Genomic DNA, 15,006 nt, shown 5'->3' with positions numbered 1-15,006 from the left:
AACCCTGTTATTGGTTGATACGCGCTGTCTGGCTTCCCTCGGTCGCCGCCCAGGCCGCGTTTCTCTCCTGCTCGTAGCGCTTGGCGGCAGCCGCCACAGACCCGGGATCGCCACTCGCCAGCCAACGTTTGATTCGGCCGGCATCACCCATCGGCGATCGGGTGCCCAACGAATCCAGCAGCACCGTAATCACCGGCTTGCTGTCCATTTCGGACACCATGATCAGGCAACGGCCAGCCTCCGTCAGGTAGCCCGTCTTGCTCAGCCCTACTCCCCAGCTTTGACGATGCACCAAGGCATTGGTGTTACCAAACGACAGGCTGTACCTGGGACCCCTGAATTCAGCACGATAATAGCCAGTGGTCGAGTATTCGCCAATCAGCGGATGCGCCAGTGCCGCATTGGCAAGCCGTACCAGATCAGAGGCGCTGGAGACATTCTCGACAGACAGCCCGGTAGGATCAACAAACCGCGTGTTATCCATACCCAGTTCGGCAGCCTTGGCGTTCATCGCCGCGACAAAGCCATCGAAACCATCGGGATAGGATCGCGCCAGGGTGTAGGCGGCAAAATTCTCCGACGACATCAGGGCAATTCTCAGCACGTCACTCCGTTTCAATCGAGAGCCCACGCGAATACGGGTCCAGGCGTTTGCCGCTGCGGGCACGTGGCGCTCTTCGAAGGTCAGCCATTCATTCATGTCCTGGCCGGATTCCACAACCACCAGGGCGGTCATCAGCTTGGTGATTGACGCAATCGGAACCGGCCGATCGGCATTCTTGCCAAACAGCAGCGCGTCTTCTCCGGCAACCGCGGCGGCGGCATTGACCGATGCCAGTGCCGGCATTCCCTGACTCCCCGCCAGTACCGGGTTTGCCGACAACAACGTGACCGCCAGCAGCACCGGCATGATGAATAACCGCTTGATGAAAATCATACTGCGTTGCACTCCCGAACCTTATCCTGTCGCCTCGCCGAAACGCCTACTATACCAGCGCCAACCATCTGTTGCGCAGGTCTCATTTTAATCATGCGTTTTAAACAGCAAATGCAAAATACGATCAAATACATTAAAATTTGTTGAAATTCATATTGTTACAACGCGTTAACGGTTGTAATTTTAGGTAATCTTCAGCCGACCACGTTGCCAGGATGTTCACCGAATGGATTCCGAACCCGCAAACCAGACCAGCCGCCCCCCGCTGACCAGGCTGCCTTTTTTGCAATCACTGAATCGCTGGCTCCCCTTCCTCATCCTGTTTCTGGCCGCCGGCTACGGCCTAACCACTGCGCTCCTCAGTGCGCCTTCCGCCGCCCCCGACCAGGCCCTGACGGCAACCATAGGCAGCGCTTCTCCAGTCAGGTTGCACCCGCAGTCCCACTACCTGCTCGCCCCACTGGCCGAGGTACTTGAGCAGCAACGCTGGCATTCCGGGAACTGGGAACCACTGTCAAAGGACCGTGCCGGCATCGGCTATCCGAGAATGCCCGCCACTTTCCGGATGACACTGACAACCGAGGGACAGGAACCGGTCGACAGCCAACTGGTGGTACCGGCCCCCTATCTGGATCACCTCCAGCCGGCTCTGATTCATCCGGACGGTACCATCGAGACGCTCCCGGTGATGGGTGACCAATACCCGTTTGATAACCGCTATGTGGCACTGCCCCAGTGGATCTGGCCCGTCACTCTTCAGCCCGGCGAAACCGTGTTGCTGATGGAGGTGAGGAACAGCGGCCCGGTGATGTTGCCGCTGTCTGTTGCAGGAGGCAATGAGGTCGTCAGCGAAGGTACCTTCAGCACCGCGTGGAAATCGTTTGTTACCGGATTGCTGGTGTTCGCCCTTTTGCTCAACCTGAGCATCGTCGCCAAGCTGAAACGCCCCGGGCTTGCCTGGCTCAGTGTGCTGATGATCGGCGTCATTTACAGCCAGCTGGTTATGGATGGCCTCGGGCTATGGTTATTCTGGCCGGGCATGCCAGAGCTCAACTCACTGCTCTCGGTCAGCCTGTCGCTGTGCCTGATCGCGCTGTGCGAATTCACCCCCCATTTCATGGCCATCCACCGCACGGGCCGCAGAATTCTCCGGGGCTTCAGCATGGCTGCCGGGCTGCATTTGCTGGCCGCCCCGTTACCACTGCCATTACTCGGACAAGACGTTTTTCTGATCATCAGCGCCGCCGGTGGCGCCTTCATCCTGGCCCTGGTCCTCAGCCAGCTTCGCAAACACGTTTACGCCCGCTATTACGCACTGTCGGTGCTTGCCATTGTCCTGGGTGCCGTCATTAGTTCCCTGAGGACCATCGGCTGGTTCCCGGTCACACCGCTGACCGACTCCGCCTTCTTTCTGGGGGCAGCCGCCGGATCGCTGATACTGACCAGCGGTGTTGGCCGTCTGCTGCTGGAAGAGCGTAAGCGTCGCCTGAGCTCAGACATTCGGGTGCAGGAGGAACAGAAACTGCGAGCCCGCATCGAGCGGGATTATGACCGGGTACTGAAAACCCATCGGGTTACCGGCAAACCGAACCGGCCGATGCTGGAAGAAGCCCTGGGCAACATCGACTGTCAGCAAACCCCCTACACGTTGTGCCTGATCCGCCTGGCGCGGTTCAACGAACTGGAGCAGGCCCTGGGCTACCGGACAGCCGAAGACCTGCTCAAACAATACCTGCGTCTATTGAACCGCTACCTCAAACGCACTCTCGGTGATCGGCTGATCATGATCAATGGCTACGGCATTGCCACACTCGACACCGTCAACCACGCCTTCGCCATGGATCGCGGCAGTGATCCGGCACAGGATCGCGAATTACTGGAAACCATCAGTCACTGGCTGTCAGAGAACTTCCGTGAGGGGCGGTTTTCGTTCTCCTGGGCGGCATCGATGGGGGTCGCCTATGCGCCTGAGCATGGTACCGATGCCGCCAGTGTGCTCTCCTCCGCCGGTTTTGCATCACTGGATGAAACCCGCCCGATGGCGATCTACGACCCGGCCATTGCCGACTGGCAGTACCAACAGCAAATCCTGATGCTGGATGTTGAAGATGCCCTGCGCTGCGGCGACATGTGGCTGGAATACCAGCCCAAGGTGAGCATTCGGGATGGCAAGGTGCGCTCAACCGAGGCGCTGATTCGCTGGCAACATCCGGAATTTGGCCGGATTCCCCCGGATCACTGGATTCCCCTGGCCGAACAGGTGGGTATCATTCATTCCGTGACCTTGTGGGTACTGGACCAGGCCTGCCAGGATTTTACAGCCTTGCGACAGCGTTACGGAGATAGCATCGGTGTTGCGGTTAACATCTCTGCCAAAGACGTTGCCCATCCATTGTTCCATGAGGAAGCCGGCGCCATCACCCGCCGGTACGGGGTCAGCCCCGACCAAGTCATTCTTGAGATTACCGAAACCGCCGCCATGGCCGACCCGGAAGTGGCCCGGCGCGCCATCCGCACCCTGAGCAGCATGGGGTTCCGCATTGCCCTTGACGACTTCGGTTCCGGGCACTCATCCCTGGGCAACCTGGCCAGCTTCCCGCTGGATGAACTGAAGATTGACCGCAGTTTCCTGCAAGACGTACTGCTTTACCCGGTCCGCCAGAAAATTCTGAGAGCAGCCCTGGAGTTAGGCGAGGCGCTGGACCTTGATGTGGTTGTTGAAGGGGTAGAGGATGAAGCCATCGCCCTGTGGCTTCAGCAGTTCCCCGGCCTGCACGGCCAGGGCTACTACTGGGCACGCCCCGAAAGGGTCAGAGCAGCGCTGGTCAGCCCCCGATAATCACAGAGCCGCTGCCGATCGTCACCCCGCCGCAGGATACGGCGCTACCAGTGATGGCAGCCGGCTTGCCATTGATCATTACCGAAGATGACCCTTCTGCAATCACTCTGGGGTGGCTGGAGTGCTTGGGCTTGGAATGGGGTGCCAGGGGGTCGCCCAGACGGGCAACCGGCTTGCCATCCACGAGTACATCGGGAGAACCGGCGAGAACCGGGGTGGGCGGGAAACCCTGATGGTCTGAACCAAGATCTCCCAACAGCACGATAGCTTTGCTCATTGTCTGATTCCTTTCAGGACAAGTTTGGAAGAAACATCCTATAACGTTTCTACCGATAACCCAACCCATCGCTCGTGGCTTTGTGACGCTTCCGAAAAGATGCAATTACGACTGACCTGAATCAAGGGCTCCCCGGGCCGGGCGTTTTACACTTCTTTCACACTCTCAAGCTCGAAAGCCATGGAGGCCGCACCATGCCATCGCCCAACGTACAAGCTCCATCGCCGGCTGCTGCAGACAACAGTGCAGCCTACCAACGCTGGCAGCAGGGCTATGGTGTTATCCGCCACTCGGAAGACACCGAAGCCAGGGTTCAGGCCCTGGCCCGAAAACTGGTGGCGGATGGCCTGCAGCCCGATACCGATACCGTCTACCAGAAACTGGCGTACCTCGACCGGCTAACCAGCGCAGGGCTCTGGCTGGTGGTGCACATGACCTACTGCAACCGGGTGGACATTTCCGGGGCGCCCCTGGCTGCCCAGGATTTCAAGGCATCACCTGAAGGCCATACTGGTGGCGCCCTCAATATGGTGCCTGCCTACGCCGCTTATCTGGCCTTGAACAACCTGACCGGGCAAACCCGGAGCTGGCTGATGGGCCAGGGCCATTGCGTTGCCGCCGTCGACGCCCTCAACGTGTTGACGGGCAACCTGCATCCGGAACAGCGGGCGCGCTACCTGGCACCTGAAGGTTTGTCGCGGCTTGCCGCTGACTTCTACAGCTACCGCCAGAAGCCCGACGGTGCCATGGCCTCCCCCCTCGGCAGCCACGTCAATCCGCATACCGCCGGGGGCATCCTGGAGGGCGGCTACCTGGGCTTTGCCGAACTGCAGTACGCCCACATGCCGCTACCGGGCGAATCGCTGGTGGCCTTCCTCTCGGACGGTGCCGCCGAGGAACAGAGAGGCAGCGACTGGATTCCGCGCTGGTGGCGGGCAGACGATTGCGGGCAGGTTCTGCCGATCATGATTGCCAATGGCCGAAGAATTGAACAGCGCACCGAGCTGGGCACCAGGGAAGGGCTGGAACGCTTCGCCGAGCTGCTTGAGGCACATGGATTTGAGCCGGTACGTTTCGATGGCAAAGACCCGGCGGCGTTTGTCTGCACCCTGCTTGATATGGAACGGACACTGGCGGCCCACGGCGACGCCGCCAGCCGGGGTGAAGCCAGCTACCCTGTCCGTATCCCCTACGGTATCGCCGAAACCACAAAGGGTTTCGGGTTCTACGGTGCCGGCCAGAATTCCGCCCACAACCTGCCCCTGCCGGGCAACCCACGGCTGGACACCCGGGCCCGGGACCTGTTCAACGAGCACATCCAGCCCCTGTGGGTACCTCCGGAAGAACTTGAATGGGCCGTCGCTGCGCTTAGTGAGCACCGTCAGCAACAGCGCCCCCTTGAGCGGGATCACCCCCTGGCACTGCGCAACCCACGTGAACCCCAGGTTCCGGTATTGCCTTACAGTCAGGACAAGTCATCACCGATGACGGCAGTGGACGCCTTCTTCCGGGCACTGACCAAGAGCAATCCGGATCTTCGGCCCAGAGTAGGCAATCCGGATGAACTGGCAAGCAATCGGCTGACGGGTGTTCTCAAGGACCTCAGGCATCGGGTAAACGATCCGGAAAGCGATGACGAATCCATTCACGGCCATATCATCACTGCCCTCAACGAGGAAGCGGTGGTCTCTGCCTGCCTGGGGAACAAGGCAGGCCTGAATCTGGTCGCCAGTTACGAGGCCTTCTGCGTAAAAATGCTCGGTGCGGTGCGGCAGGAGCTGATCTTTGCCAGGCACCAGAAAGAGGTGGGCAGGCCCGCCCGCTGGCTTGGCTTCCCGATCATAGCCACCTCCCACACCTGGGAAAACGGCAAGAACGAGCAGTCCCATCAGGACACCACGTTCTGCGAGGCCATGCTGGGTGAAATGAGCGATGTATCCCGGGTGCTTTTCCCTGCTGACTACAACAGCGCCCTGGCGGTTCTGCCGTCGGTATTCACCGAACGCGGAAGAATCAGCTGCATGGTTATCCCGAAGCGCGACCGGCCCTGTGTGTTCAATGCTAACGAGGCTGAACGCCTGGCCAGGCACGGCGCCCTGGTAGTCGACGAAGACACCTCCGCCGGTGAGGAGCCCCTGCTGCTGATTGCCAATGGTGCCTATCAACTATCAGAGGCCATTCGCGCCTGCGAACGTTTGCGGGAAACCGGAACGCCGTTCCGTCTGGTCTACTTGCAGGAACCGGGCCGGTTCCGCCAGCCCCGGGATCCCCTCGAAGCGGCAGCCTGCCTGACCGAGTTCGAGCGGGAACGGCTGTTCCCGCACCGTATGCAGCGGCGAGTGGCACTCACCCACATGCGCCCGGAAGTATTCCGGGGGCACCTGCACACTCTGTTCCCCCAGCCCGCCCATTCACGGGTATTGGGATACATCAACCGCGGTGGCACCCTGAACGAAGCCGGCATGCTGTTCGCCAACCAGTGTTCCTGGGGCCACGCCCTGGCGGCCTGTGCCGACGTCATGGACAAACCACCGGGCGAGTGGCTGTCCAGCGCAGAACTGGCAGCCGTGGAGGGTCGCGGAGATCCTTCAGTGATCACTTGCGGCCTGCCTTGAGTGCCACGGCCACGGTGTCAGCCAGGTGCCGTGGCCGTGGCCAACAACCGCTGGCGAATAGCGGTTTCGATTTCCAGCAACACCAGTACCGTCACACCGGCCGCGCAGGCAAAGCCGAGCAATTCCAGCGAAAGCGCACTGGTACCGAAAGTTGCCTGGAACCAGGGCGTGTAGGTGAACAGCAACTGAAGGCCAATCACCGAAGCAACCGCCAGCAACACGATTGGCGTGCCCAGTACTCCCCGTAAGGTGATGGAAGGCGTATCCAGGTAACGTACGGCAAACAGGTAAAACACTTCCATCGCCACCAGGGTATTCACTGCCAGGGTACTGGCCACGGCCATATCATCGAAGCGATGCATGGCCCAGAACCAGGCCCCGAATATCCCCGCCAGGAACAGGAACGACACAAACACAACCCGCCAGACCACGAAGCCCTGTAACAGTGACTCTTCCTTGGGGCGCGGCGGCTGTTTCATGACGCCGGGTTCCGGGGGCTCAAACGCCAGTGTCATCGCCAATACCACTGAGCTGACCATATTGACCCACAGAATCTGCAAAGCCGAAATCGGCAAGGCAAGCCCCAATAACAGCGCGGTGATCAGGCTGATGGATTCCCCCCCGTTGACCGGTAACAGGAAAGCAATGGCTTTGCGTAGGTTGGTATAGACCGTTCGACCCTCCCGAACCGCTGCTGCGATGCTGGCAAAGTTATCATCCAGCAGCACCACGGACGACGCTTCTCTGGCGGCTTCAGAGCCTTTCACGCCCATGGCGATACCAACGTCGGCCCGTTTCAGGGCCGGCGCATCGTTCACTCCGTCACCGGTCATGGCGACCACACCGTGCAATGCCTGCAACGCCTGGACCAGGCGCAGTTTGTGTTCCGGGCTGGTGCGGGCAAACACATCCACCTCACCGGCTAACTCTCGCAACTGGTCATCATCCAGTTCGTCCAGTTCCTTGCCGGTGAGCACTCGCTCGCTGTTTCGTAAACCCAGTTTCCGGGCGATCGCTCCTGCGGTCAGGGCATGGTCACCGGTAATCATCTTCACTCTGATGCCGGCGTTATGGCACTCCTCAATGGCCTGAATGGCCTCTTGCCGGGGTGGGTCTAACAACCCGACAACACCCAGAAGCTCCACCCCTTGTTCAAGGTCTTCAACCACCAGTTGGCGCCCCGCTTCAGCCATTGGCTTTCGGGCAATCGCCAGAACCCTTAGCCCTTCCGACGCCATCTCGGTGACCGTGTCATCCCAGCGTTGTCTGTCGAGTGCCACCACACCACCGTCCCCGGTCACTTCACTGGTACACATCTCCAGTATCCGCTCCGGCGCCCCTTTCAGGTAGGCAACCTCGTGGCCATGATGATCATGGTGAAGGGTCGCCATGAAGCGAATGCGGGTATCAAACGGTATCTCATCGATTCTGGGCCAGTCTCCGGAACTGGATTCGGTATCGAATTCGGCCTTGCGGGCAAAGACCTTGAGGGCGGCTTCCATCGGGTCGCCGTGGATAACGGGGCGGCCATCCTTTTCACCCAGGCTGGCGTCATTGCACAGGGCGGTCGCCCTGGCCATTTCTGCCAGCAACTCGGAACTCTCTACTGGTTGTTGGTCCTGGCAGATCATGCCATCGAAGCTGTAGCCTTCACCGGTAACATCGAATCTCTGACCACCGGCAACAACCGCCGTCACCATCATTTCGTTGCGGGTCAGGGTGCCTGTTTTGTCGGAGCAGATCACCGACACCGCGCCAAGGGTTTCTATCACGGGCATACGCCGGACCACCGCCTGGCGTTTTGCCATTTGCCGAACACCGATAGCCAGGGTGATGGTCAGAATGGCCGGAAGCCCTTCCGGAATTGCGGCAACCGTCAGGCCCACAACCGCCATGAACAACTCCCGGAACGCTAGACCGCTGAATGCCAGGCCACCAAGGAAAATACCAATGCCGGCCAGTATTACAATAATGGAAAGCACCCGGGCAAAGCGATCCATCTGCTCAAGCAGCGGTGTTTTCAGTGACGTGGTGGTTGCCAGCAAGCCAGAGATTCGACCGATCTCGGTATTTGCTCCAGTACGAACCACCACACCGCGACCGGTGCCAGTAGCCACCATGGTGCCGGAAAACACCATGCTGACCTGATCACCCAAGGCTGCATCTGACGCTACCGGCTCTACGGCTTTGTCTACCGCCTCGGATTCCCCCGTCAGTATGGCTTCCTCAACCTTCAGGTTGTGGCACTTCTCCAGCCGGATATCGGCAGGCACCCGGTCGCCGGGCTCCAGCAGTACGGTATCGCCCGGAACCAGCCCGGCGGCATCCACCTGATGCTGACCATCTTCCCGAACCACTCTGGCCTTGGGTGCCAGCATATGGCGAATGGCAGACAAAGCCTGCTCGGCCTTGCCCTCCTGAATAAACCCCACCAGCGCCTGGATCACCACCACCGCCAGAATAACCCCGGAGTCCACCCAATGGCCAAGCGCAGCGGTAATGACCACAGCGGTCAGAAGCACATAAATGAGGAAATTATTGAGCTGTCGAGCCAGACGCCGCAAAGGCCCGGCACTCCGGGTCTCCGGCAGCTGATTCGGACCATAGCTTGCAAGCCGTGCATCAACGTCGGCCCGCGATAAAGGGCCCGATGCTTTCAGGTGCTGACGAGCGTCGGCAACAGATATGGCGTGCCAAGCAGGGCCGACGGCCTCTGAAGGGGCGGCGCTTGGTCCGGAAGAAAACGATGGAGGGTTGGACATGTATGCTCCCTGCTGATGAACGACCGTCTACTACAAACCAGTACGAACAAACTGCCAATGCGCCAGATCAAGGTACCGACAGAAAATAAGACCGCATCGGCGACCTCATCACATTAACCCGCGACCGGGCCCGGGGCAATCACCGAGCCCGGGCCGGCATCATGAAGAAGGGAGTGTTCGGGTAGTACCAACAGGCGATGTGCGGTTGGCGGAGCGGAAACGGTAGAAGTAGCGCTGGCCATCCGATAGGCCCCGGGCATCCACCTTCACCGTGTAATCATGCTCTGCGCTGGCCGCGGCGGTGCCGGGGTGTACGATCTCATCAAACTCGGCGTCCCTGGCAATTTCCCAGCCCACCTCTACACCGAGGCCGCCCGATTCGCGACCGCAGACCAAACGCTAGGCTGCTCAGATGAAAACCGCGTTGCCGGATTGCGACATCCCTGTGGCAGGTTACGACTACCCGCTGACAAACACCGGGCCGACACCGAAGTTCCAGAGAATGACTGAGCCAACACGAGTAGAAACGAGAATCACCAGGGCAACGGTCAGCAGGGCCCCGCCGTACATGACCGCACGCTCTTTCTCGATCCCCATCACGATGGGCAGGCCGTCATACATCAGCCAGGCACCGTAACAGGCTGCCGCCAGAAATACGGCCGCGTTGAACCATGGCACCGGGTACAACAACGCAAAGCCAGCCAGGAACAGCGGAGTGCAGGAATAAGCCGCAAGGGCAATACCGTTAGAAGGTACGTGTTCCTCTTTGGCACCGTAGGTTTTTGCCATCCAGTTAATGGCGTAGCCCAGGGCAAAGACGCCCACCAGCATCGCAATGTATGTCAGGACGCTCAGCTGCAACGCACTGATTTCCGTTAGCTTGATCAATCGCTCGTTGCCGACGGACCAGCCAAAATGCGCGGTTGAGATGTAAGCACAGATCGGCGCGATGGCTGCCAGAATAACCACATAGGCAACATACAGCCGGGTTGGATGTTCGTGTTCTTTCTTTATGGATGCCCACTCTTGGTCCGGGTGGGTAAACAGACCAAACGCGTGTGACAGGAGCATAGACCACCCCCTCGTTATTGATGTTATTGGTATGGGTGGATACGGTGCCCGAACAAGTTCAGACTTATCACCGTTCCTGTTCTTAACTATAGTCAAGAACGGTCAGGTTGAAAGCGGGGCCTGATGCTATTTTGTTCGCTAATCCGAAGTCATCAGATCATTTGGTTCTGTAAACAGTATTCATCGGGTATGTCTGAACGCGCGTATCACAAGGAACACGAAATCACACAAGGAGATGAACCACATGTCTGGAATTAAAAGAACCACTCACCTTACCGCGCTCGCCCTGGCCATTGCCGGTGCCAGTGCAAATGCCGAACTTCGCACCGAAACGGTCACCTATGAAGTGGATGGCCAGACCTTCAGCGGCTACCTGGCCTGGGATGATGAGGACGAGGGCAAACGGCCCGGCGTTCTGGTGGTTCACGAATGGTGGGGCCATAATGCCTTCGCCCGTGAGCAGGCAGAAAAGCTGGCCGCAGCCGGCTACACCGCCTTTGCCCTGGACATGTACGGTGACGGCAAGCTGGCTGAACACCCGGATACCGCCCAGGAATTCATGCAGGAAGCCACCAAAAACATAGATCAGGTGAAAGCCCGTTTCATGAAGGCAAAAGAACTGCTGCAGAACCACGAAAGCGTGGATGCCGGCCGTATTGCCGCCCAGGGTTACTGTTTCGGCGGTGCCGTGGTATTGAACATGGCTCGGCTTGGCGTTGATCTGGCGGGGGTGGTCAGCTACCACGGCGCGCTGTCCAGCCCGGTTCAGGCAGAAGCTGGCAAGGTAAAAGCCAAAGTGCAGGTTTACACCGGTGGCGCCGACCCGATGGTGCCTTCAGAGCAGGTAGCAAGCCTGGTTCGGGAGATGCAGAACGCGGAAGTGGACCTGACACTGGTGAGCTTCCCCGGAGTAACCCACGCTTTCACCAACCCTGGCGCAGACAAGGTTGCCGAACAGTTCGGGATGCCCATCGCCTACGATGAAACCGCTGCTGCCCGGTCCTGGAACGGCACCATGCAATTCTACAGTGAGATCTTCGCTCGCTGACCCGGTCGGGCCAGGTTAACGGCCCGAAATGCCAACAAAAAAGGCAGCCGAGGCTGCCTTTTTCTTGGTTATTGCTGAATCCCATGGGGATTACAGAGCAACAACGTTCTCCGCCTGAGGACCTTTCTGGCCCTGAGTTACGGTGAACTCGACCTGCTGGCCTTCGGCCAGGGTCTTGAAACCAGAGCCCTGAATGGCGCTGTAGTGAACAAATACGTCCGGGCCGCCTTCACGAGTGATAAAGCCAAAGCCTTTTGCTTCGTTGAAGAACTTAACAGTACCGGTAGTAGTAGACATACTTAAACTTCCTGAAATCAATCATATTATCTGCTGCCACACACCTTCATGGTGTTGATCAGCGTTTGACGGAAAAACTGAACTCGCGGGATCAAAAACAGGACGGTCACTACTAACTGCGGAGGTACGTCTTATTCATGAACTGCTTGGCTAATCTTTCCTACACGAACCACTCTACTCTGGAATTCCCGGCTTGCCAAGGGGCTTTTCAATAATTTATGTAGGTAGTCATACCCAGTTCCGGCGGCGCCTACGTACTGTTCAGCCCTTGATCAGACTGAAGGTATAAAAGCCCAGGGCAGTCATAAGAATAGACCCCACCACATGGGCGACAATGCCGGTGAGTGCCATGGCCCACTTGCCTTCCTGCAGTGCACCGAACATTTCCAGCGAGAATGTCGAGAAGGTGGTCAGCGCACCACACAACCCGGTGATGGCAAACAAACGCCATTCCGGCGCCAGAGCGTTACTCTGGGTAAAAAAACCAATCAACAAGCCAACCAGCCAGCCGCCACTGAGATTGGCCACCAGAGTGCCCCAGGGCACCGCGTGGTAACTGGCATTCAGCCATAAGCCGAGCGCCCATCGAAGGTTGGCGCCGATCACGGCGCCAACGCTGACTGCAACCACTGAGAGCCACACCGCAACCTGCTCCGTCAGGCAGGGTTGTGGTCAATCAGGGTGTCCTTGTTGCGGGCAAACTCATCAAACGGGAAGTCATCCACGGTGAGCATCTCCAGCACCACCTGCTCATACTGGCGCATGAAATCTGCTTCTTCCTTGGTGTAGATGCCCGCTTCCAGAGCCGCTTCAAAGCGCTCTTCCGGGTGCAATGCCGTCATCGGCAGTTCACCCTTGGCATACGCCTTGGTGGCTTTGCGGTAGAGCTGCTCGGCCTTGTCGTAATCCTTGAGCAGACCGTTGTAGCGGGCTACCGGATTTTCCACGGTGCCTTCGCCGTCGGTGGTCCAGGCACCCGCCATCAGCTTGTTGCGGATGGGCGTATCGGTAGAGATCGCCCGCGCCAGCTTGCGTGCCAGATCATCATGAGGCGCATCCCAACGACATCCCAGCGGCAAGGTTACCGCCCGCAGGGCCAGGGCCACCGGACGATTCGGCAGGTTCTGCAGGAACTCATCCAGGGCCTGTTCAGTACGGTGTAGCAAAAATGCCAGGCTGTACTGCATCAGTTCTTTCTCGCCTTCCACTGGCTGAGTCTCATGCCAGTTTTTCAGCACCATGGATGCCAGGTAGAGATTGGACAGCATGTCGCCGAGACGGGCGGAGATCAGCTCACGCATTTTCAGCTCACCGCCAAGTGTGGTCATGGCGGCATCGGCACACAGCCCAAAGGCGGAGCTGAACCGTGCCAGGGCCTGGGCATACTTGCGCGAAGCGCTGTCAAACGGCACATCGGCCTTGCCGACGCCCAGGGCCTGGGTGAACGCACGGGCGGCGTTGCCGAAAATCAGGCCGGCATGACCAAAGAATGCCTCATCAAAGGCCTTGATGTCGTCGTTATCCTTAGCGGCAAGCTCTTTCAGAACGTAAGGATGGCAACGGATCGCACCCTGGCCGAAGATCATCAGGCTGCGGGTCATGATGTTGGCACCCTCAACGGTGATCGACACCGCCGCACCACTGAAACCAATCCCCAGATAGTTACGGGGGCCGAGGGTAACCGTTTTACCACCGTGAACATCCATGGCGTCGGTCAGAATTTCACGCTGGAACTCGGTCAGATGGTACTTGAGGATCGCCGACGGCACCGCCGGTTTCTCGCCCCGGTCGATCATGTTGGCGGTATGGTTCACCGCCGACTGGGCAATGTAGGTTTTCGCAGCAATGCGGGCCAGGGGCGCCTGCACACCCTCCATATCCGCCACCGGCGTATTGAACTGACGGCGAATGCGGGTGAAACCGCCAGCCGTGCCCACGGAGTAGGCGGCAGCACCAGCCGCACCAGACGGCAGGGTGATGCAGCGGCCGACAGACAGGCACTCAACCAGCATACGCCAGCCCTGGCCGGCCATTTCCTGGCCACCGATGATGTAATCCAGCGGGATAAACACGTCTTTGCCCTTGATGGGTCCGTTCATGAACGGAGTACCGATCGGGCAGTGGCGACGACCGATTTCCATGCCGTCGGTGTCCCGGGGAATCAGGGCACAGGTAATGCCGTAGTCTTTGGTGTCACCCAGCAGACCGTCCGGGTCAAACATCCGGAACGCCAGACCCACCACGGTGGCCACCGGCGCCAGGGTAATCCAGCGTTTCTCGAAGTTCAGGCGGATGCCCAGCACTTCCTTGCCATCCACTTTCTGTTTGCAGACGATGCCGGTATCCGGCAGCGACGTTGCATCCGAGCCTGCCCGCGGGCCAGTGAGACCAAAGCAAGGCACCTCACGGCCATCGGCAAGGCGTGGCAAATAGTAGTTTTTCTGTTCTTCGGTGCCGTATTTGACCAGCAACTCGCCGGGGCCGAGGGAATTGGGAACACCTACGGTCACCATCAACATCTCGTTGGCCGCCAGCTTCTGCAATACTGCTGTCTGAGCCTTGGCCGAGAACTCCAGACCACCGTACTCCTTCGGAATGATCATACCGAAGAATTTCTCTTTCTTGAGGAAGTCCCACAGTTCTTTCGGCAGGTCAGCCCGCTCCACCGCCAGATCCCAGGCATTGCACATGGAGATCGCCTGGGTACATTGGTTATCAACGAATGCCTGTTCTTCGTCGCTCAACCCGGTATGGCGGTTGATCAGCAGGTTGTGCCAGTCCGGGCGGCCGGTAAACAGCTCGCCGTCCCAGCCCACGGTGCCAGCTTCCAGCGCCACCTTTTCTGTCTCCGAGACCTTGGGCGCCACCTTCTTGAACATGGCGAACACCCGCGGGGTAAGCCAGTTGATCCGGAACTGCGGCAGCCCCGCCATTGCGGTTATGGCAGCACCGACAAATAACACCAGCGCGAGCCAGCCAGAGCCCGAGAAAAGGGCGATCACACCCACCACCGCCATAACACCAATAGCAGGCTTTGCACCGGATTCGCGGCGCAATACAAACAGCAGGCCGCCCAATGCGATCAGAAACAGTATCAACGTCATCACAGGTTCTCTCTGTCTTCCGTGGATTGGAGTCTTTGGACAATAACCAAAGCCTT

At 59.0% G+C, this 15,006-nt stretch carries 11 protein-coding genes; 3 read left to right on the top strand and 8 right to left on the bottom strand.

All coding sequences use genetic code 11. The features are described 5' to 3' along the window. Positions 1 to 7: 7 nt before the first annotated feature. A complete protein-coding gene (pbpG, locus tag ACZ5Q2_RS06005; RefSeq protein ID WP_227510039.1) occupies positions 8 to 937 on the bottom strand; it encodes a D-alanyl-D-alanine endopeptidase in 930 nt (309 codons plus the stop codon). A 226-nt stretch (positions 938 to 1,163) separates the two neighbouring features. Here pbpG and ACZ5Q2_RS06000 point away from each other — a divergent pair, with 226 nt between their 5' ends. After that, positions 1,164 to 3,776, top strand: coding sequence for an EAL domain-containing protein (locus ACZ5Q2_RS06000; RefSeq protein ID WP_464597172.1), 2,613 nt, complete (start codon positions 1,164 to 1,166; stop codon positions 3,774 to 3,776). Here ACZ5Q2_RS06000 and ACZ5Q2_RS05995 read toward each other — a convergent pair. Then, positions 3,763 to 4,053: a type VI secretion system PAAR protein gene (locus ACZ5Q2_RS05995; RefSeq protein ID WP_061330853.1), complete on the bottom strand. Its 291-nt coding sequence runs from the start codon at positions 4,051 to 4,053 to the stop codon at positions 3,763 to 3,765. The two genes, ACZ5Q2_RS06000 and ACZ5Q2_RS05995, sit on opposite strands and share 14 nt — an antisense overlap. A 194-nt stretch (positions 4,054 to 4,247) precedes the next feature. On the opposite strand from ACZ5Q2_RS05995, the gene ACZ5Q2_RS05990 reads away from it, so the two are divergent. Then, entirely contained in the window at positions 4,248 to 6,668 is a 2,421-nt protein-coding gene (locus ACZ5Q2_RS05990) for a phosphoketolase family protein (protein ID WP_432210345.1), read from the top strand. Between the two features lie 17 nt (positions 6,669 to 6,685). On the opposite strand, the gene ACZ5Q2_RS05985 is transcribed toward ACZ5Q2_RS05990, so the two are convergent. The 3 genes from ACZ5Q2_RS05985 to ACZ5Q2_RS05975 form a co-directional block, all read right to left on the bottom strand. Next, on the bottom strand, positions 6,686 to 9,430 hold the full coding sequence (locus tag ACZ5Q2_RS05985; RefSeq protein WP_432210346.1) for a cation-translocating P-type ATPase: 2,745 nt from the start codon (positions 9,428 to 9,430) through the stop codon (positions 6,686 to 6,688). A 159-nt stretch (positions 9,431 to 9,589) separates the two neighbouring features. Beyond that, a complete protein-coding gene (locus tag ACZ5Q2_RS05980; RefSeq protein ID WP_432210347.1) occupies positions 9,590 to 9,787 on the bottom strand; it encodes a PhoD-like phosphatase N-terminal domain-containing protein in 198 nt (65 codons plus the stop codon). 102 nt (positions 9,788 to 9,889) lie between these two features. After that, the gene (locus tag ACZ5Q2_RS05975) at positions 9,890 to 10,501 is read right to left on the bottom strand and encodes a Yip1 family protein (protein ID WP_072676108.1); all 612 of its coding nucleotides are present in this window, start codon (positions 10,499 to 10,501) and stop codon (positions 9,890 to 9,892) included. Positions 10,502 to 10,745: 244 nt separating this feature from the next. Between ACZ5Q2_RS05975 and ACZ5Q2_RS05970 the strand changes: the two genes are divergently transcribed. Beyond that, on the top strand, positions 10,746 to 11,549 hold the full coding sequence (locus tag ACZ5Q2_RS05970; protein WP_432210348.1) for a dienelactone hydrolase family protein: 804 nt from the start codon (positions 10,746 to 10,748) through the stop codon (positions 11,547 to 11,549). Positions 11,550 to 11,639: 90 nt separating this feature from the next. On the opposite strand, the gene ACZ5Q2_RS05965 is transcribed toward ACZ5Q2_RS05970, so the two are convergent. The 3 genes from ACZ5Q2_RS05965 to ACZ5Q2_RS05955 form a co-directional block, all read right to left on the bottom strand. Beyond that, complete coding sequence (locus ACZ5Q2_RS05965) at positions 11,640 to 11,846, bottom strand: cold-shock protein (protein ID WP_008172950.1); 207 nt, start codon at positions 11,844 to 11,846, stop codon at positions 11,640 to 11,642. 261 nt (positions 11,847 to 12,107) lie between these two features. Continuing rightward, positions 12,108 to 12,488 (bottom strand): fluoride efflux transporter CrcB, encoded by a 381-nt coding sequence (crcB, locus tag ACZ5Q2_RS05960; protein ID WP_058091547.1) that lies wholly within the window; start codon positions 12,486 to 12,488, stop codon positions 12,108 to 12,110. A 14-nt stretch (positions 12,489 to 12,502) separates the two neighbouring features. Then, positions 12,503 to 14,950, bottom strand: coding sequence for an acyl-CoA dehydrogenase (locus ACZ5Q2_RS05955; RefSeq protein WP_197463800.1), 2,448 nt, complete (start codon positions 14,948 to 14,950; stop codon positions 12,503 to 12,505). Positions 14,951 to 15,006 lie beyond the last annotated feature (56 nt).

It is taken from the genome of Marinobacter alkaliphilus (genome assembly GCF_055394375.1).
This window is presented reverse-complemented; position numbering and strand designations above follow the sequence as displayed.